The 18,777-nt window shown below is 49.8% G+C and carries 17 protein-coding genes; 7 read left to right on the top strand and 10 right to left on the bottom strand.

Annotated elements, in window-relative coordinates; all coding sequences use genetic code 11:
* Positions 1-32 precede the first annotated feature (32 nt).
* The 7 genes from pyk to P364_RS38100 form a co-directional block, all read right to left on the bottom strand.
* Positions 33-1,460, bottom strand: coding sequence for a pyruvate kinase (pyk, locus tag P364_RS0105425; RefSeq protein WP_024629134.1), 1,428 nt, complete (start codon positions 1,458-1,460; stop codon positions 33-35).
* A 106-nt stretch (positions 1,461-1,566) separates the two neighbouring features.
* Positions 1,567-2,598, bottom strand: a complete 1,032-nt coding sequence (locus tag P364_RS0105420; RefSeq protein WP_024629133.1) for an acetyl-CoA carboxylase carboxyltransferase subunit alpha — start codon at positions 2,596-2,598, stop codon at positions 1,567-1,569.
* Positions 2,599-3,492, bottom strand: a complete 894-nt coding sequence (gene accD, locus P364_RS0105415; protein ID WP_024629132.1) for an acetyl-CoA carboxylase, carboxyltransferase subunit beta — start codon at positions 3,490-3,492, stop codon at positions 2,599-2,601.
* 63 nt (positions 3,493-3,555) lie between these two features.
* Positions 3,556-3,855 (bottom strand): hypothetical protein, encoded by a 300-nt coding sequence (locus P364_RS0105410; protein ID WP_024629131.1) that lies wholly within the window; start codon positions 3,853-3,855, stop codon positions 3,556-3,558.
* 43 nt (positions 3,856-3,898) lie between these two features.
* Entirely contained in the window at positions 3,899-4,087 is a 189-nt protein-coding gene (locus tag P364_RS0105405) for a hypothetical protein (RefSeq protein ID WP_017689496.1), read from the bottom strand.
* 294 nt (positions 4,088-4,381) lie between these two features.
* Positions 4,382-4,873, bottom strand: a complete 492-nt coding sequence (locus tag P364_RS0105400) for a phosphatidylglycerophosphatase A family protein (RefSeq protein WP_024629130.1) — start codon at positions 4,871-4,873, stop codon at positions 4,382-4,384.
* A 325-nt stretch (positions 4,874-5,198) separates the two neighbouring features.
* Positions 5,199-9,299: a DNA polymerase III subunit alpha gene (locus P364_RS38100; protein WP_024629129.1), complete on the bottom strand. Its 4,101-nt coding sequence runs from the start codon at positions 9,297-9,299 to the stop codon at positions 5,199-5,201.
* A gap of 309 nt (positions 9,300-9,608) precedes the next feature.
* Between P364_RS38100 and P364_RS0105390 the strand changes: the two genes are divergently transcribed.
* The 3 genes from P364_RS0105390 (at position 9,609) to P364_RS0105380 (ending at position 10,888) form a co-directional block, all read left to right on the top strand.
* Entirely contained in the window at positions 9,609-9,938 is a 330-nt protein-coding gene (locus P364_RS0105390; RefSeq protein ID WP_024629128.1) for a YtrH family sporulation protein, read from the top strand.
* A 21-nt stretch (positions 9,939-9,959) separates the two neighbouring features.
* Positions 9,960-10,448: a hypothetical protein gene (locus P364_RS0105385; RefSeq protein ID WP_024629127.1), complete on the top strand. Its 489-nt coding sequence runs from the start codon at positions 9,960-9,962 to the stop codon at positions 10,446-10,448.
* Between the two features lie 98 nt (positions 10,449-10,546).
* Entirely contained in the window at positions 10,547-10,888 is a 342-nt protein-coding gene (locus P364_RS0105380) for a YtpI family protein (protein ID WP_024629126.1), read from the top strand.
* A gap of 162 nt (positions 10,889-11,050) precedes the next feature.
* Here the strand turns inward: P364_RS0105380 and P364_RS0105375 are convergent, their stop codons facing one another.
* The 3 genes from P364_RS0105375 to P364_RS0105365 all read right to left on the bottom strand — a co-directional run bounded on the left by P364_RS0105375 (position 11,051) and on the right by P364_RS0105365 (position 13,358).
* Positions 11,051-12,385, bottom strand: a complete 1,335-nt coding sequence (locus P364_RS0105375) for a DRTGG domain-containing protein (RefSeq protein ID WP_024629125.1) — start codon at positions 12,383-12,385, stop codon at positions 11,051-11,053.
* 236 nt (positions 12,386-12,621) lie between these two features.
* The gene (locus tag P364_RS0105370; protein WP_029880748.1) at positions 12,622-12,909 is read right to left on the bottom strand and encodes a hypothetical protein; all 288 of its coding nucleotides are present in this window, start codon (positions 12,907-12,909) and stop codon (positions 12,622-12,624) included.
* Positions 12,910-13,010: 101 nt separating this feature from the next.
* Positions 13,011-13,358, bottom strand: a complete 348-nt coding sequence (locus tag P364_RS0105365) for a YlbF family regulator (RefSeq protein ID WP_024629123.1) — start codon at positions 13,356-13,358, stop codon at positions 13,011-13,013.
* 279 nt (positions 13,359-13,637) lie between these two features.
* Between P364_RS0105365 and P364_RS0105360 the strand changes: the two genes are divergently transcribed.
* The 4 genes from P364_RS0105360 to P364_RS0105345 all read left to right on the top strand — a co-directional run bounded on the left by P364_RS0105360 (position 13,638) and on the right by P364_RS0105345 (position 18,767).
* Entirely contained in the window at positions 13,638-15,005 is a 1,368-nt protein-coding gene (locus tag P364_RS0105360) for a YheC/YheD family endospore coat-associated protein (protein ID WP_024629122.1), read from the top strand.
* Positions 15,006-15,035: 30 nt separating this feature from the next.
* A complete protein-coding gene (locus tag P364_RS0105355) occupies positions 15,036-16,226 on the top strand; it encodes a YheC/YheD family endospore coat-associated protein (RefSeq protein ID WP_024629121.1) in 1,191 nt (396 codons plus the stop codon).
* A gap of 61 nt (positions 16,227-16,287) precedes the next feature.
* Positions 16,288-17,661 carry a YheC/YheD family endospore coat-associated protein gene (locus P364_RS0105350; protein WP_024629120.1) on the top strand — a complete coding sequence of 458 codons (1,374 nt, stop codon included), beginning with the start codon at positions 16,288-16,290 and terminating at the stop codon, positions 17,659-17,661.
* The gene (locus tag P364_RS0105345; RefSeq protein ID WP_024629119.1) at positions 17,661-18,767 is read left to right on the top strand and encodes a YheC/YheD family endospore coat-associated protein; all 1,107 of its coding nucleotides are present in this window, start codon (positions 17,661-17,663) and stop codon (positions 18,765-18,767) included. The genes P364_RS0105350 and P364_RS0105345 overlap by 1 nt, the downstream gene beginning before the upstream one ends.
* Positions 18,768-18,777: the final 10 nt, after the last annotated feature.

Genomic DNA, 18,777 nt, shown 5'->3' with positions numbered 1-18,777 from the left:
TTGCTTTATCCTGTTGCTTCTCTTCCGAACAATTATGCGTTGTTTGGAATTTGGCTTACTTTGATCAGGTTGGTGGAACCGGAACGACCCAAAGGTACACCCGCTGTAATGACAACCAGGTCTCCTTCTTTTACAAGTCCGGACTTCACGCCGCCTTCAATTGCATTTTCAAACAAAGCGTCAGTGGAATCAACAAGTCTTCCTTTGACTGGTGTTACACCCCAAGCCAAGCAAAGACGACGGGAAGTTCTGTCTTCCGTTGTCACCGCGATGATTGGAGATTCTGGACGATATTTAGAAATCATGCGTGCTGTATGACCGGATTCAGTCGAAGTAATGATCGCTTTAGCGTTCAGATCTTGAGCTGACAGGGCAACAGATTGGCTGATTGCTTCAGTAACTGTTGTTTGTTGAGCAACACGTTGTTTCAGATACAGCTCTTGGTAAGGCAGAGCGGATTCTGCTTTTTCGGCAATACGGGACATCGTCAGAACGGATTCAACTGGGTATTTACCCGCAGCTGTCTCACCAGACAACATGATCGCATCGGTTCCGTCGAAGATCGCATTGGCTACGTCACTTGCTTCTGCACGTGTTGGACGTGGGTTGCGCTGCATGGAATCCAGCATTTGTGTAGCTGTGATAACCGGTTTGCCTGCAACGTTACATTTTTCGATCATGCGTTTTTGTACCAATGGTACTTCTTCCGCAGGAATCTCTACACCCAGGTCTCCACGAGCAACCATCAGGCCATCGGACACTTCAAGGATTTCATCCAGGTTGTCCACACCTTGTTGGTTCTCAATTTTGGAGATGATTTGGATATGTCCGGCATTGTGTTTCTCAAGCAATTCACGAATCTCAAGAACGTCACTTGCTTTACGAACAAAAGAAGCCGCGATGAAATCGACACCTTGCTCGATACCGAAGACGATATCGTTGGCATCTTTTTCGGTAATACCCGGCAGAGAAATGGCAACGCCTGGAACGTTAACACCTTTTTTGCTTTTGATTGTACCGCCGTTAACGATACGGCATTTGATCTCGGTGCCTTGCACTTCCACCACAGTCAGTCCGATCAGACCGTCGTCGATCAGAATTGTAGATCCCGGTTCAACATCACTCGGAAGATCTGTATACGTAATGGAGAGACGTTCTTTGGTGCCCAGAATTTCTTCTGTTGTCAAAGTGATGTACTCGTCTTGAACCAGTTCAATTGGCTCCACTTCGAGTTTACCTGTCCGAATTTCCGGTCCTTTGGTGTCCAGCAAGATCGCTACTGTCTTGTTCAGCTCTTCGCATGCTTGGCGAATTGCTGTGATCCGTCCGCCGTGCTCATCGAAATCACCGTGGGAGAAGTTCAAACGGGCCACATTCATACCGGCCATAATCAATTTTTTGGTGTTCTCCAATGATTCACTGGATGGACCAATCGTACATACAATCTTTGTTTTGCGCATTTTGGGTTTCCTCCGATTTTAAAGGTCTATCTTTTTTATCTCTTTTTCTTTTTCCAACTATTAAATTTACTATACTTTTGCTCGTTTGTATAGGAAATTCGTCATATCATTCAACATTTCCCGACAAATTACCTGCTGTATCGACTTCAACAGGCACTTGAGAGGCTTCAATCTGCACTTCAGGTTCAAACGTGACTGATCCAATTTTACGGAATTTCTCATACCGATCCTGCTTCAATTGGTCACCGCTCCAGCCTTTCATCTCATCCAGATGGCGAATCAATGCCTCGCTGATCGCAGCCGCAGATTCTTCATAATCCTTATGAGCACCACCGCGTGGCTCGGGAATTATTTCTTCAATGACCTCCATCTCCAGAAGGTCTTTGGCCGTTATTTTCATCGCTTCGGCCGCCTGATCTGCCTTGGATGCATCTTTCCATAGAATGGATGCAGCACCATTCGGAGAGATCGCAGAGTAAATCGCATGCTCCAGCATCAACACCCGATTACCCACAGCCATAGCAAGGGCCCCGCCGCTTCCGCCTTCGCCGATGACCACCACAATAACAGGCACCGAGAGCTTCGCCATTTCCAGCAGGTTACGGGCAATAGCTTCCGATTGACCTCTCTCTTCAGCAGTATTACCCGGATAAGCCCCTTTAGTATCAACGAATGTAATAATTGGACGACCAAATTTGTTTGCTTGCTTCATCAGACGCAGCCCTTTTCGGAATCCTTCCGGATGTGCGCTCCCAAAAAAGCGGGCGATATTATCTTTCGTATCTTTCCCCCGCTGTTGGCCGATGACCGTTACGGTTTGTCCGTTCAGCTTCGCGAGTCCGCCAATAACCGCCAGATCGTCTCCAAACATGCGGTCGCCGTGCAACTCAATGAAATCCGTAAAGATCAGCTGGATCAGATCCAGTGCCGTCGGACGCTGCTGATGCCGCGCCAGATGCATTTTCTGTGCGGCTGTTATACCAGAATAAATCTCTTCTTCAAGTCTATGATAACGTTCTTCCAGGCGGGCAATTTCATCGGTGAAGTCAATGCCTTTTTCCTGTCCAAACTGTACGAGCTCTTCGATCTTTTTGCGCATCTCAACCAGAGGCGCTTCATATGGCAACTCACCCGCCATTCAGACCCCTCCTTTTTCACTATGCATGTCTAGAAGCTTGCCAAGGGTGGCTCGAAGTTCCTTCCGATGGACCACCAAGTCCAGCTGACCGTGCTGCATATTAAATTCTGCCGTCTGGAAATCGTCAGGCAGTTTCTGACGGATCGTCTGCTCAATGACGATTCTGCCGGCAAAGCCAAATACAGCTCCCGGCTCGGCAATATTGATATCACCAAGGCTCGCAAAACTGGCTGAAACTCCGCCTGTCGTCGGATCAGTAATGACCGAAATATACAAGCCGCCCTGTTCATCCAAACGGGACAAAGCCGCACTTGTTTTTGCCATTTGCATAAGGCTAAGAATACTTTCCTGCATCCGGGCTCCCCCGGAAGTTGAGAAAATGATCAGAGGCAAGCGTTTTTCTGTTGCAAGCTCAATTGCACGGGTAATTTTCTCCCCTACAACCGAACCCATACTGCCTGTAAAGAAGTCGAAGCTCATGACAGCAACAACTACAGGCAAACCTTCTATGGTTCCCTCACCCGTAATGACAGCTTCCTTCAAGCCTGACTTCAGGCGCTGTTGCTCCAGTTTGTTACTATATCCAGGGAAGTCAAGCGGATTAACCGATATCATATCAGCGTCATGCTCCACAAACCCTTGCTCATCTAGAACCATGGCAATACGTTCCATTGCGTTCAAACGCATATGATAACCGCAAGCCGGACATACTTTCAGGTTTTTCTCCAATTCCTTACTATATTGAATCGTGCCGCATTTGCTGCACTTGTTCATAAGCCCTTCAGGTATTTCACGTTTTGGACGTTCTCCAGCTTCCTGACCTTCGCCACGAAGCGCACGCTCGGAAGGTATGGTGGCGTACTTCCGTTTTTTCTGGAATATATCTTTGAACACAACTACACCTCTCCAGCCGTTGATTTGATGGCCGCAACCTGCAGTCCGTTGCATGTAGCAACTTCATCCGCGCGCTGCGGTAAACCGCTTACGACCCATACGCTGCCATGGGCCTTGTCCAGCATTCACAACAAAAAAATCCGCCGGTATAAGGCAAGGATCAGCGGCTTCTGTCAGCACGATTGATGTTACCTGCAATAACCGAAAGATTGTTGCGCTGATGTTTGAATCTGTCTTGGTAGGGTCTCTGTAAGCAATCTGGTCGGTCCTTGTCCTAACAAAAAAAGAAGGAAGGACAGCAGCATACAATACATGCAAGTCGATTCCTCTTTCCGCTTGCGCGGTCAGTCCCTTATGTACCATTGGTACTTCTTCATCTGCCAAGGCACGTCTGATATCGAATGAATCAGGAATGCAGAATCGAATTCAGCACTTCCTGAACCTCTTCCAATTCCCCTGAAGGGACGCGAATCTCAAATTGCTGCTTGGATAAACTGATGGGACGGGTCTGTACCAGAAAACCTTCTTCCGAAAGCTTGGTCTTAATCTTGTCCGCAACCTTTGCTGTCGGTGCAATGTAAATCACCGTCCACATGCCATGTCCGCCCCCTAAGCTAATGTTCAGAGCCCGTATATTGGACTAATGATAACATACCTCACTTTTTTTCTGCAAGGAAGGGTTCGGGACCTTTGGGGAGAAAACGAGAACTAGAGGGACATTTGTCCCGCGAGGATAACCGATATGGTTGATGCGATGTTCCTAGGACTTTCCTTCTGAAAAAGGAATTTCAGGCCTCTCAGGGCAGCATCAGCCGCCCCCGGAAGACCTTGAAGCCAACAAACAAAAGAAAGCAAATACTTAAATAAATGAAAACACAAATGAAGGGAATCAGATATCCGATGGATATTTCTTGGCTTTAATATTTTTGTGAGCAATTCGGGCAGAAGCGGCTGCGGCTAACCCGGCAACCAGGTCGTCCAGAAAAACATGTATAGCCGGTCCTGCTTCGTTCAGGTCATGAATGACACCAATCTTTTCTTTATCCAGATAACCAAAACTGGTTAAACCGATCATACCATACACATGGGTAATGCCAAGAGCAAGAGTCTCGTCCACTCCATACAGGGATTCATCCGCCTCCATAATCGCCTGCAGAGGTTGCGGCAAAAGGCGTTTCTCAGCAAGCTCGTCGAGGGCTATACCTGTGTACAACGTATATTGCACCTCACGTTTCTGCAGTACTGATTTTACACTGGTGACACAGTCATCCATAGTCAGTTCCGGGTGGTACCCTTTTTGCAGACGATATACAATTTCCGCGATTGCATCAATCTGTACACCCCGCCGGGCCAGCATGGCTTCTACGATTTCATATGACATATCTCGACCTCCCGCATCGCTCCCCCGAGAACCCCCAGGTCCTTCGGTGTTCTCAAGTGTATGCGGCAAACTCGCAAAATGTTCATAAAAAATGCGGAATGCGCATTCACTTTGGCCGTCTGCTTATCCTATAAATTATGTAAAAATATTCACATATTACATTCTTTCGTTCATTATCTTCTTTGCCTGCATACCTGATGTAATTGGTAAAATAAACACAAAAAACCTGCTCGGCAGTTGGCCGAACAGGTTACATCATTGGGAATAAGAGCGTGTCGCAGAGTCATGAGCAAAGCCGAAAACAAATCACTTGCAGGACAACCTCTTATTTAATTTTGACCGTTCCCTCGCCCAGCATTTGCTCCATTTCGGAGAATAAAGAGGGCGAAGGTTTAATGCGATAGGCATCACTCAATGCGAGCAGCTTCTGCTGCTGCTCATAGAAGAGCACCGTCGCTACCGGACCCGAATGCTGCTGAAGCAGCTGCTTCAGTCGGGCCAGAAGCTCTGGCTTCTCCGCCTGCGGGGTGATCTTCACGAACACCCGCTGTTCTACAACCCGCGGGCCACGGCTCTGCTCCGTGCCGCCAGCGGCCTCAGCGGGCCGACGAGCCACGGAAGCGGCCCCATTGGCATGGGCCGCCGCCCCTGGCCCAATTGCAGCGCCGGGCGTCGCTGCGGGGCCCTGACTTCCGCTGCTGCGCGCAGCTCCAGCATTCACGCCTGCGCTGCTGCGCTGCGCTCCGGCCCCCGCGCCGGCCGCCTGCCGCGGCGAAGCCGCCGGGCGCGAAGCACTGCCGCTGCCGGGCTTACCGCGCCGTTCGCGGCTGCGCAGCTGCTGTTCCAGTGCCGCCGGTGACAGCGGCGCCACTTCCTCAGCCAGCAGCTTAAACCCTTCGTCCTGCTGCTGCACCTTGGCACGCACGACGAGCAGTTCACCTTTCCCGACATGCTGCTGGCTGCGCCGCCATACTTCGGGAAAGAGAACCACTTCACAGCGTTCGATCTGGTCTTCCAGCTCCATGAACGCCATAGCCTTGCCCTGTTTCGTCGTAATCGACTTCACAGACACAACCATCCCGGCTGCGACGGCCATCGTATCATCGGCCGCTTCCGTCAGCTCCATAATGCGATCTGCGCCGCTGGATTCGAGCACATCTTCGTAGTCATCCAATGGGTGACCAGATAGATACAAACCTAACAGCTCACGCTCCAGTTCAAGCTGCTGGCTCCCGGAATAAGGCGGGATTTCAGGATATTCAATTTCCCAGTTTGGCGTCTCGACAAAATCAAACAATTGAATTTGCAGATCCTCACGTTCCTTGCGCCATTTCAGAGCCGCTTCCACGGTCTCATCCAGCATCGCCAGTAACTGCGCACGGTGTCCGGGTAATGTGTCAAAGGCTCCCGCCTGAATAAGCGATTCAATCACACGTTTGTTGCAGACACGCAAATCGACACGTCGACAAAAATCGAGCAAACTATCGAACGGTCTTTCCTGCCGTACAATCATGATACTCTCCATCGCCTGGGTACCTACATTTTTTACCGCAGCCAGACCGAAACGTATCGCCCCGGTTGCTTTACCTGCATCCGAATTTTGATCCGGCGATCCATCTTGCGCCTGTACAGCAGACATTCCACGCTCTTCAGTGAGTGATGACTCCTCTTCCCCAGTCCCATGCAGACGTTCTGCTGTAGAAACCGTCATCACACCCGAACCTGTTCGATCCTCGAAGTGCTCTGGCATAGTCGTCTCTGCCTGCCACCCATACGCACCACCGTCTTCGTCTGGTGCGGGACCCGGGTCATCCGGCAAAGGTACTTCACCGTATTCCGCATCTCCCGAATAATGATCGTCATCATGTACGGCATGTTCGATAGTCGGACCTGCTGTACCGTCCTCACCATGTTCTTCTCCTACATGTTGGGTTTCCGCTGCTTGCCCAGCCTCCGTGCTGCTGGATGATGCAAGCACAGGTGTAAACAGAATGCCACTTTCATTCACATCCGGCGGAAGTACATTAATGTTCATACGCCGACATTCCACAACGTACTCTGCCACTTTGCGGTGACTGCCCATAACGGCAGTTAACATGGAGGCCATAAAATGAACAGGATAATGCGCCTTCAGATAAGCCGTCTGGAAAGCCAGCACTCCATACGCCGCGGCATGGGCACGAGGGAAACCATAATTGGCAAACTTGACGATCATGTCATAGACCAGATCTGCCTCCGCTTCGCTGTATCCTTGCTTGAGACTGCCCTGAACAAAATGTCCTCGTTCGAGATCCAGTACTTCCCGCTTCTTCTTGGAAACCGCTCTGCGGAGCAAATCAGCTTCACCGAGAGAGAAGCCCGCCATCCGGGAAGCAATCTGCATAATTTGTTCCTGATATACAATGATGCCGTACGTATCCTTAAGGATGGACTCCAGATCCGCATGGGGGTAATCCACTTCGATTTGTCCATGTTTGCCCTGAATATATTTCGATATGAATTCCATCGGGCCCGGGCGATACAAGGCCAGTACGGAAATAATATCTTCAAATACACTTGGCTTCAGCTCCTTCAAGACTCGACGCACCCCTGCGGATTCCAACTGGAATATCCCCATCGTGTCGCCTCGACCAAGCATCTCATACGTGAGTGCATCGTCGTCCGCAATATGACGAAAATCCGGAATCTCGCTATGTTCACCAATCCAGCGCAGACAGCGCTCAATAATTGAAAGGGTGCGCAGACCAAGGAAGTCCATTTTGAGCAGTCCAATGGACTCCAGGTTTTCCATGGAATACTGCGTTAAGGCCGTTCCCTCACTGCCCTCCTGAAGCGGAACGGCATCCGTCAGCGGATCACGGGAGATGACAACCCCCGCCGCATGCGTGGAGGCATGACGCGGCATGCCTTCCACCTTCATCGCCATATCGAGCAATTCACGTGTTTTGGGCTTGGTCTCATATAGAGCCTTCAGTTCAGGTGTGCCTTCCATGGCCCGCTGAATGTTAATGCCGAGCTGTGCAGGAATCAGCTTCGCTGCCTTGTCCACCTCGCCGTAAGGCACATTTAGTGCACGTCCGACGTCCCGAACGGCTGCACGGGCTGCCATCGTACCAAAAGTGATAATTTGGGCGACATGGGCTTTGCCGTATTTTTTTGCAACATATTCAATGACTTCATCCCGCCGTTCATCACTGAAGTCAATATCAATATCCGGCATGGAGATCCGTTCCGGATTCAGAAACCGCTCGAAGAGCAGGTTATATTTCATCGGATCAACGTCTGTAATACGCAAAGTATAGGCAACCAGACTACCTGCAGAGGAGCCACGACCCGGCCCGGTGACAATTCCCTGCTGGTGAGAATAAGCGATAAAATCCCATACGATCAGGAAATAATCCGAGAATCCCATACTGTCTATAACCTGGAGCTCATAATCCAGCCGCTGTTCAAGTTCGGCTCTGAGCTCCGTGTCCGTCCAACGCGATGTTTCGGTATAGCGCTTCTCCATTCCCTCTTCGCACAACTGACGCAGATAGGCAGAAGGGCTTTTCCCTTCTGGAAGCGGTCTGTACTCCGGCAAAATCGATTTGCCGAATTCCAGCTGCAATTCACACGACTCCGCGATGCGAACCGTATTCTCCAATGCTTCGGGCACATGGGGGAACAAACGGGCCATTTCTTGCTCACTCTTGAGATAAAGCTGATTGGTCCCGATGCGCAGTCGGTTCTCATCATCTACCGTTTTTCCTGTTCCGATACAGATCAACACATCCTGAAGCTCGGCGTCCTCTTCCGACAGATAGTGCGCATCATTGGTAGCCACCAATGGAATATCAAGCTCTGCTGCCAGACGAATCAGCTGGGGGTTGACTCTTTTTTGTTCAGATAGCCCGTGATCCTGCAGCTCCAGATAGAAATCGGCACCAAAAATGTTTTTGTAACGGAGCGCCGCACGCTTTGCCTCTTCCTCTCGTCCATGCAGAAGATGCTGGGGAACTTCTCCTCCCAGACAAGCACTTAGACAAATGATCCCCTCATGATGGGCGGCCAGACTCTCCATATCAATACGTGGCTTGTAATGGAAGCCTTCCAAATGTCCGATGGAGCATAATTTCATCAGATTGCGATAACCCGTCATATTTTTGGCCAGTAAAATCAGATGATGGATCGGCTGATCCTTGCGGCTTCCCCGCTCTTTGCGAGACCCGGAGGTCATATAAGCCTCACATCCAATGATCGGCTTAATTCCCCGCTCAATGCATGCTTTATAGAAAGGGATGGCGCCATACATTACACCGTGGTCGGTCAATGCCAGCGTATTCATTCCGAGATCCGCGGCCTTATTCACGAGATCCGGTATACGCGCAGCGCCGTCCAGCAAACTATATTCACTGTGAACGTGCAAATGCACAAAAGAACTCATGTTTTTTCTTCCTTTCGCCATGGACAGTCGCAGCAAATGCCTTGCATCAGGTGGTTGCTGTACTATCTTCTTCTATCCGTATTTTTCATCCTTCGGGTTCAAACCGAAAGTCGATTTCTGTTTGATGCAAAATGTTGCTATAAATGAAATGAATGAAATATAAGAATTCATTCTAATGAAGAGTGTTTTATTATTCTATTTTATCATAACGTTCGGGGGCACGCCCATACAATAGAAGTACAAGCCGCTCCCCCTGTTCCGGACCGAAGACAGGAGGTGTGCTGCTGGGTCTGAAAGGGGTGTTGCCGGATGAGCACATTTTTGTCCAAAGCTATTCTTGATTTCTTCATTGCGTTTGGGATCGTGCTGGGCGGCGCGATGATTGGAGGTATAGGAGCAGTGGTCTCTCTCCAGCCTCCGACACAGACGATGCTTGATGTCGCCGGGAAAATTAAAATTTGGGCGCTCGCAGCGGCCGTCGGCGGTACAATCGATCCGATGCGGGTGATCGAAAGCAACGTGCTGGACGGCAATCTGTCTCCGGCAGTCAAACAAATTCTGTACCTGATATCCGCATTTATGGGCGCCCACATGGGTACTGAGCTGGTGAAATGGGTTTGCGGTGGAGGACGGGGTTAACATGACTCCAGGACAGCGCCCATGAGAATCCCTCCTTTTGAACGTTACCGCCCACTTATGCGTATGACTGCTGTCTTTGTTCTGGGAATGATCGCCGGTTGTGTCGTGTACAACGGTGTATTTCACCTGAGTTACAACGAGTTGTGGCTCAACAATCAGGAGTTGCAGCTTCAGCTGCATCAGAATGAGGAGGATATTAAAACGCTGAAAAAATATAGTAAACGCCAAACCGTCATTAAGGAAATCAAAGTTCGCGCAGAAGATTCTGACAAGGGACCAGACGAGGCCTCCCTGAAAGTGATGCTGCAGAAACTGGGGGATGAACTTGAGGTTCTTCGGGGCCGCGACGTCTTCAACATCGACGAGTACAGTAAAATGACACGCATTATGCTGAACCAAAAAGTGTACGAGGTCAGAGAAAAAGAGTATACCGTTCAGGTGAAAACGATGCTGGTGATGGAAGGTGTGCTGCAAGTTTGGGTTCAGATTCGGATGCACGTTCCTGCATAGAAAGCAGATGACAGCTCCAGAAAAAAACTGCCCTTGCCCTCTGCCTGCATGGTACAATAAGGGCAGTAAATGCTTTCCAGAAAAGGAGCTGCGTCTTTGTGTTCATCGATGTACTCAAATATGCCCTGATCGCCATCTTTGCCCTTGCTATGGTCTGCTCAGCTCTGAACAGCATTCGTTCACGCAGGACCACAGATCCCATCGCTACAGGTCTTTATCGTTCATGGACCAACATCTGGATGGGCAGCATGCTGGTTATTCTTGCCCTGATCCTGATGTTTGTCTTTACCGGTTCTACGTTATCTGTCGTTGTGGAAGCGCTATTTCTGATTATGGGGGCGTACAATCTATTCGCTGGGTTACGCAACCGCAGTTACTACGCCCGCATGCAGCAACGTTCAGACAATGGAACTGGCAAGACATCCGGACAATCTGCCTAATACATTTAGCGGGATGTCGTCGCATCAAAAAGAGAGTATTCCTCATCAATCGAACAAGCCTGAGCCACATTCATTTCGGGGTTCAGTGCGCTGATTCGATCAGGGGATACTCTCTTTTTTCTGAACTCATGATATTTTCCGAACTCTGGATCACTCGCCTTACTAGGCATGGTCAATGGATTGCAGCGTCATCACCGCTTTGCATACCACATTCCCATCACGGGTGATGACAATATCCATTTTACAAGTCCGACGACTCGTCTCCAAAATAATGGGACGAACGAGAATCTGATCTTCAATCTGTACCGGACGGACAAAATACGTTGTTACATTATCCACCACATGGTCATTTCCTGTGACGTCCCAGGCTGCACGCCGTCCCGCCTGTGTCATCACATTCAGCAGAACGCCTTCCGAGATGGTTCCAAGGTCTGTCGCCATCTGAGGAATGATAAAACCATGGAAAAACAATTCGTTCTGCTCTCCGCGCTCCTCGGCGAACCCGTTCCAGATCAGATGATCAAACGTCTCTCCAAGCTGAGGCTGCTTCTGTGCATCACGCATCGCCTGCAGTACTTCCTTACGTGTGACGGATGCAATCAGTTTACGGTTCCGATCCACAATCGGCAGGAAGTCAATGCCCTCCCACGTCATGATCTGTGCTGCCGAAGCCAGTGAGGTTTGCAGCGAAGCTGTGATCGGGCGGCGTACAACACACTTCTCAATACTCTGATCCTCTCTTAACTCGCTTACATCTTTCAGGCTCACAATGCCGATTACCCGGTTCCATTCATCTACTACCGGGAAGCGATGTTCTCCCGTCTCAGAAACCAGCAGGTGAAAATCCGCGGCTGAACTGGTTACCTTAAGCACCTGAAGGCGGGGTTTCTGCCCAATAATGTCCTCAACCAGCATGATTTTTTTCTTAATCAGTCGATCGAAGATCGCACGGTTAATCATTGAAGCCACCGTAAACGTATCATGTCTGGAGGAAATAATGGGCAGACCCAGCTCATCCGCCATCACTCTCACTTCACGGCTTGTACCAAAGCCGCCTGTAATTAACACTCCGGCGCCCTGTTCGAGGGCAAGGGAATGTGCGTTGTCCCGGTTCCCGACAATCAACAGACTTCCCGCGTCAATGTACCGGGCCATGGCCTGCTCTTTCATTGCACCGATCACATACTTATGAAGCGGCTTGGACAGACCGTCACTTCCACCCAGCACATGACCTTCGACAATGGTAACCACATCGGCAAAAGTCAGCTGCTCGGTCATGCCGCGAGGTCTTTTCTCGATCCGCACCGTTCCAATTCGTTCCTTGGTCACGACCAGGCCGAAATTCTCTGCCTCTTTTACCGCACGATATGCCGTTCCTTCGCTTACACCCAGCTCCCGTGCCAGTCCGCGCACCGATATTTTACTGCCTACCTTCAGTTGTTCAATATGTTGAAGCAACTGCTCGTGCTTCGTCACGTTTTCTTCCTGTCCGTCCATCTGTACCACCCCCGAAGATGCATCTGTACTATTCTGTATCTATTATAACACGACCTTAGGAAAATAACCCCACTCCTCGTGCTTTTCTCGTAAAGCATCACACTAAATGGATCACAATAATCGGAATATCGAACTAAGGGTATACAGAAAAGACCGGCCCCTTCATACAAAGGGAATCCGGCCTTACTTCAACAGATAGAACCATCTCTATTACCATGTCACATGTGATTCAAACCTTATACAGACTTGCTCTGCTCCTGCTTGTCCACCAATTTCATCTCCCACTGCCGCAGCTTTGCCCGTCGAACAGCTTCCAGTGCACGCTTCTTCTCTTCATCTACACCAAGAATAAAATGCAGATGTGCACCAACGATTAATAACGAGAACAGCACCCATACGATGCCAAAAATATTAACCCAGTCCATTCCACCAGCAAAGGAAATCCGCGGCAACGCAATGACCAGCATCGACAACGCGATAAGCAGATAGATCACATGTTTTGCTTTCTTCAACCTTTTCACCATTCACAGCTCCTTCGTTCTTGATCGACTCTATATGTCTAGTCTATGAACGATAAGGAGCCAATATGAAAGGTTCAGGCAAAAAAACGGGACAAGGTTTAAGTTTAGGCTTCAGCGCCACCGTAAAGATGACCCAGACTGTCTGCAATAATTTTGTTCACGTCTTCAATAATGACACTCAGGCGACGTTCAGCGTCAAACAGACGACGGATGTTCAGGTTCAGGCTTAGTACTTCAAACAGCTTCTCCATTTTCTCCATCTCGTCCGGAGCAGGCATATCCCCACTCATCATACGTTGTTGCAATTCCATCTGTTGATCACGGAAGTTATCCAGCATGGCCTTTGCTTCCGGGTCTACTTCAATCAGCTTCATCGCAGAAGTAATTTCTTCTACCTCGCTGCTTTCTCTCAGTGCTTTGGCCAAATCATTGGCTTTGTCATAAATGTTCACTATAATTCCTCCTCATATTGGGTTGTCCTTCTGTTGTTCATTCATATTCATTCACATTCTCATCGCATCGTTCACCCGTGTTAATACACGTATTTCACTTCCGTCAAACAAAGATTGCGGAAACATGCCATCCATTACTTGCGAGCATCAAATGCATTTAATCCAAATAGGTCAATCACCAAGGGTTATATGTCCTCATATGATGAAGCACATGCCATGTTTAGATGCCGTTCAACTTCGAGATCAGACATCAAGTTGCCGCCCGGAAGGAGATCCGTGATGTCCACTAAAAAAGTAACGATTCAGGTTACCGGCTCGGGCATCCTGCAGGACGACGTCATCATGCTGGGCGAAGGGGTGCTTAAGGCGCTTAAAATCCCTTCTGGCCGACCGCTTCAGCTGCAATTCGGCTCTTTCCGCCGTGAAGTCACTGTCATTCCTGTTCCCAGATATGACGGTCTGCGCATCAATCAGACGGTAGCCAGCAAGACCGGCCTTGTTCCCCGTTCGGTCCTGAGGATATCCTATCGTTCAGCCAGCAGTACGCTGCGCATTGGACCCTACATCAGTGTATTGGTTAGCCGGGATTACCCTGATCAGCCCGATCGGCCCTTCGGCTCCATCACGATGTTCTGTCAGGAACTGGTGAACGCCTGCCGGAAGCAGGGCGCCTATGTATCCTTTTTCACACCGGAGGATATTAGAGCGGTAACGGGTTATATGAAAGGCTGGGTGTATGATGACGGCTGGAAAAAGACCGTTCTGCCTATAGCAGACGTCGTCAATAACCGGCTGACGTCCCGTAAGCTTGAGAACAAACCTAGCGTACAGCATTTTATGAAAGAAGTAAAATCGCTCTACGGCACACAAACTTTCAACGAAAAGTTTCTGGACAAAAATGAAGTATTCGATGCCTTGAAGTCCATTTCAACATTGAAGAGGGTGCTGCCCGAATCCCATTTACTCAAAACCTCAGCCACCCTCAAAACCATGTGCAACCGATATCCGGTTGTCTTTCTGAAGCCCGTTCGCGGGTCGCTTGGCAAAGGCATCATTCGGGTCTCCCGTCAAAGTGACGGCAGCTTTCTCACCCTCGCCACTGGCGTTGGAGGCACCCGAAAACAAACGTATACTTCTCTGGATAAACTGTATGTCAGTATGTCCGGGAAAATGAAAACAACGCGTTACCAGATTCAACAGGGTCTTACCCTTATTGATAACAGCGGCAGACCCGTAGATTTCCGTGCGCTTGTGCAAAAAAACAGTACGGGCAAATGGAGTGTCACTTCCATCGTCGCACGTATTGCAGGCGGAAGTCACTATGTATCCAACCTGGCACGGGGTGGAAGCCTCAGCACCGTCAAGGAAGCTGTAGCCAAAACCCAATTGTCCGGATCAGCCAAAGCTTCTGCTTATGCAGGATTGCATACGGCGGCCCTGGATATTGCCAAAGGCATTGAAGGTGCCATCCCCGCCCATTTTGGTGAACTCGGCATCGACCTTGCCTTGGACACCAGCGGAAGGGTCTGGCTACTCGAAGTGAATTCCAAACCGTCCAAGAACGATAATACACCACTTAGCGAGAGCAAAATCCGGCCTTCGGTCAAAGCGATGCTGGAATACTCCACCTATCTGGCCGGATTCTGAAGAGTCATCCATTAGAGGAGGTGCAGCGGAATGTTCCTGCAACAGCAGACCAACACAGTAGCCATTCTGGTTCGAGCAACAGAAGGCTCGCCTCCTTTCGTAGATGAACTCTTCTGCCGTCGTCTCAGTTTGGATAGTCACCGTTATGGCCTGAATATCATTGTGCTGGCCGTATCGAATAAACCCAGCGTATCCAGGCTCACACAGGGCTATGCATTCGACAGGGGCAAATGGAATATCGTGCCTCTCCCAGCAGTGGATTTGATCATGAATCGCTGTCTGCTCCCGCTCCCCGGAATATTCAAACAGCAGCTTCAGACAATTGTTTCCTCAAGCAACGGACACCATGTCCGTTACTGGTCTGCTTCCTTGCCTGGTAAATGGAAGGTACACCGCGCCTTGTCTGCTGATCCAAAACTGCGTACCCTTCTGGCGCCTACGACGCTGTTTCAGTCGGATACTTTATGGGAGCAGTGGCTGGATCGCTGGCTGAAAGGTATTTTCTTCAAACCTGTATCGGGTACCCATGGTAAAGATACATTTCGCCTTTATCACGACGAGCATCACACCTCCTGGATCATGGAGGGAAGAAATACTCGCAATGAATTGATTCACCGTACATTTGAGCATCGCCAGGATGTCTCTGCCTGGCTGGATTCATACAAGGCCGGTAAAAAGATGATCTTACAGCCGTATCTGGAACTGAGTCATCACGGACGACCGTTCGACATTAGGGCCTTGGTGCAAAAAAATGGGCAAGGACGCTGGTCTCTAACCGGATGTATGGTACGGGAAGGACCGGCTGGCTCACTCACTTCCAACTTGCATGGAGGGGGAAAGGCGTACCCCGTGCATCCTTATCTGTTAGAACGATACGGGAGCAAGCAATCCGATGCTCTGCTGGAGTCCATCAGGCAGGCTGCTGCCTGCATTCCCACCCTGCTAGAAAGCCGCTTTGGCAGACTGGCCGAACTGGGTCTTGATTTCGGAGCAGATGTTCAGGGTCGCCTCTGGCTGCTCGAAGTGAATTCGAGACCGGGACGTTCCTCATTCGCAGAGGCGGGTGACCCACGTATGCACAGTCTGACCTACACCCGGCCGCTTGCCTATGCCCGTTATTTGCTGCAACAACATGTTCTCACGGACGTGAAGCGTCTAATGAAAATGCCGAATACATCCAGCACAGCTGGCCTGAAACCCATCCCGATTCACGGCGGTTGAGGCACGCAGCGCCCCGCTTGCCATGGAGCCGAAGGATCTTTTCAGGATAGGAGGATAAATCATGAGTTTGACCTTTTGCAATCTGCATTTCACACAACAGCCGGATAAAGTGGTTTATGTATCCAACGCATTAATGAAAAGTCTAAATCTATCCGGCAAAAAAACGATTCATTTGCGGTTTGGTCGTGACCGGGTGCCCGCAACCATCAAACCGATCAAAAAGGCTGGCAAACATATTTATCTCGCTTCGGGCATACGCAACCTGATGAACGTTCCGAAACGGGGCAGCATCTACCTCCGCAACCTGCAGAACGATGAAGTTCAGTTGGGTCCACTGATCGGCGTGTTGTCTGACGGACCTTCGTCTGGCTCCAATCCGTTTGGTTCACGTACCGGCTTTATCAAACAACTGCTCCGCGAAGGCAGCCGTAAATCCTATATCTATGCGTTCACCCCAAGAGATATTAACTGGCAGAATGAAACAGTATCCGGTTTTTTCCTTAACGACAACGGAAGCTTTAGTCGCAAAACGGTACCTCTGCCAGACGTCGTGTATAACCGGTTACCCAGCCGCCGCTCTGACTTCTCACCAGCAATCAACCAGCTGCGGGAGCGATTTGTCCGGCGCAAGATTCCTTTCTTCAATTGGAGTTTCTTTAACAAGTCGGATATCTATAAGCTGCTGGAGAACGAACCGGCAGCCGGACGTTATATTCCAGAATCCATCACCAATCCGACGGTAGAGCAGATGAAAGAAATGCTGGAACGCCATCAGTTTGTCTACTACAAACCAACAGCAGGAAGTCTGGGCAACGGGATCTATCGACTGACCTATTCGCCCAAACGTGGATATTTCGCCCGTTATCGCAAAAAAAGCGGCAACGCCTTGCTGCGTTTCGGTTCATTCAACAGCCTGATGCGCATGCTTCAGGGCAGACACGGCAAACAGCTCCGCGGTTATGTCGTTCAACAGGGTATCCGGCTCATTGAGATCGACGAATGTCCGATTGATTTCCGCTTTCACATGCATAAAAACGGAAACAATCATTGGGTGGTCGTTGGCATTGGCGCCAAAAAGGCTGGCCGAGGCAGCGTAACCACACATATCAAAAATGGTGGTTCCCTGATGACCCCTGAGCAGGCGCTCAGCCGCAATTTTGGCGACCGAGCGGGAGAAGTGCTCCAGCATGCCAAATCCGTCGCTATTACACTGGCCCAGGCGATTGAAACCCAGCACCAGCATCTGATTGGTGAGATTGGCTTTGATCTGGGCATTGATCAGGAGGAACATGTATGGATGTTCGAAGCGAACGCCAAACCAGGGCGCTCCATTTTCCGTCACCCTTCGCTCCGGCTGGAAGGAAAATCATCGGTGGAGCACATCCTGGAACATTGCCTGTATTTGAGCAAATTCCGGAAGAGAGACGGCATTTGATGAGCCTGCAGGATGATTTTAGACCCGTCATTGCCATCCTGACCATGCATGATGATCAACGGATGTTCAGAGGAAATCATCAAAACTTCCTGGATATTGTGCAGACGGGCGAAAGTATGGGATATGTGGTGTACGTCGTGACTGTGCGAGATTTGAACGTGAGCGGCCCCACCGTGAAAGGATACACGTACAACAATGGAAGTGGGAGATGGACTTCACAGTCCTTTCCCCTTCCCCATGTACTCTACAATCGGATCCCCAACCGGGAAGATGAACGCAAATCTTCAGTACAGCGAAAAATTGAAGAATGCATGCATTCAGGAATCGAACTGTATAACCCGTTTTTCTTCAACAAATGGAATTTGTTCGAATGGCTTAAGAAATCCAAATCCACCCAGCACCTGATCCCATATACTCGCCGGATGCGAACCGCAATCGCTCTGGGGACCGTGCTGAGGTCACATCCCTACCTGTATCTGAAACCAGAGAGTGGTAAGGCAGGCAAAGGAATCATGATGCTCAAATTCCAGGAAAAAGAACGCCTTCCTTATCGGCTTAAAATACAGAGCACCCGAAAGAGCACCACGTACAAAGCAGCAACTCTTTCCAAGCTATGGGCAAGGATTCGCAAGGAAACCGGACACACGCCCTACATTATGCAACAGGGTATTGAGCTGGCGTTGTCCCGCAAACGTCCATTCGATCTACGGGTACTTGTGCAAAAAAACGGTAAAGGACAGTGGAGTATAACGGGAATTGGAGCCCGGCTCGCTGGCTCTCGTAGTATAACCACCCATGTGCCGCGCGGAGGCACCGTGGAGGACCCGGAGAAGCTGCTCACCGATCTCTTTGGAGAAGAAATGTCGAATACACTGATGAGGCGGGTGAAGTCTACTTCATTGTTGATCGCCAGACAAGTGGAACGAGGCTCCGGGCATACGCTTGGTGAAATGTCCATGGATCTCGGCATTGACGATATGGGCGAGATCTGGTTTTTCGAAGCAAATGCAAAGCCGATGAAGTTCGATGAACCGCAGATTCGGCGGAAGTCATTGGAACGTATTTTTCAGTACAGCGCCTACCTTGCCCGTCAGTCCAAACGATGATGAACAGGAA

Source organism: Paenibacillus sp. MAEPY2, from assembly GCF_000499205.1.
Lineage (GTDB): Bacteria > Bacillota > Bacilli > Paenibacillales > Paenibacillaceae > Paenibacillus > Paenibacillus vandeheii.
This window is presented reverse-complemented; position numbering and strand designations above follow the sequence as displayed.

Bases quoted from the DNA above. Each gene is read 5' to 3' on its own strand.
- P364_RS38100 (WP_024629129.1), bottom strand. From the start codon at position 9,299: ATGAGTTCTTTTGTGCATTTGCACGTTCACAGTGAATATAGTTTGCTG.
- P364_RS0105375 (WP_024629125.1), bottom strand. From the start codon at position 12,385: ATGGACGGACAGGAAGAAAACGTGACGAAGCACGAGCAGTTGCTTCAA.
- P364_RS0105360 (WP_024629122.1), top strand. From the start codon at position 13,638: ATGTCCACTAAAAAAGTAACGATTCAGGTTACCGGCTCGGGCATCCTG.
- P364_RS0105350 (WP_024629120.1), top strand. From the start codon at position 16,288: ATGAGTTTGACCTTTTGCAATCTGCATTTCACACAACAGCCGGATAAA.
- P364_RS0105385 (WP_024629127.1), top strand. From the start codon at position 9,960: ATGAGAATCCCTCCTTTTGAACGTTACCGCCCACTTATGCGTATGACT.
- P364_RS0105400 (WP_024629130.1), bottom strand. From the start codon at position 4,873: ATGTCATATGAAATCGTAGAAGCCATGCTGGCCCGGCGGGGTGTACAG.
- P364_RS0105420 (WP_024629133.1), bottom strand. From the start codon at position 2,598: ATGGCGGGTGAGTTGCCATATGAAGCGCCTCTGGTTGAGATGCGCAAA.
- P364_RS0105355 (WP_024629121.1), top strand. From the start codon at position 15,036: ATGTTCCTGCAACAGCAGACCAACACAGTAGCCATTCTGGTTCGAGCA.
- P364_RS0105390 (WP_024629128.1), top strand. From the start codon at position 9,609: ATGAGCACATTTTTGTCCAAAGCTATTCTTGATTTCTTCATTGCGTTT.
- pyk (WP_024629134.1), bottom strand. From the start codon at position 1,460: ATGCGCAAAACAAAGATTGTATGTACGATTGGTCCATCCAGTGAATCA.
- P364_RS0105370 (WP_029880748.1), bottom strand. From the start codon at position 12,909: ATGGTGAAAAGGTTGAAGAAAGCAAAACATGTGATCTATCTGCTTATC.
- P364_RS0105405 (WP_017689496.1), bottom strand. From the start codon at position 4,087: ATGTGGACGGTGATTTACATTGCACCGACAGCAAAGGTTGCGGACAAG.
- P364_RS0105345 (WP_024629119.1), top strand. From the start codon at position 17,661: ATGAGCCTGCAGGATGATTTTAGACCCGTCATTGCCATCCTGACCATG.
- P364_RS0105410 (WP_024629131.1), bottom strand. From the start codon at position 3,855: ATGGTACATAAGGGACTGACCGCGCAAGCGGAAAGAGGAATCGACTTG.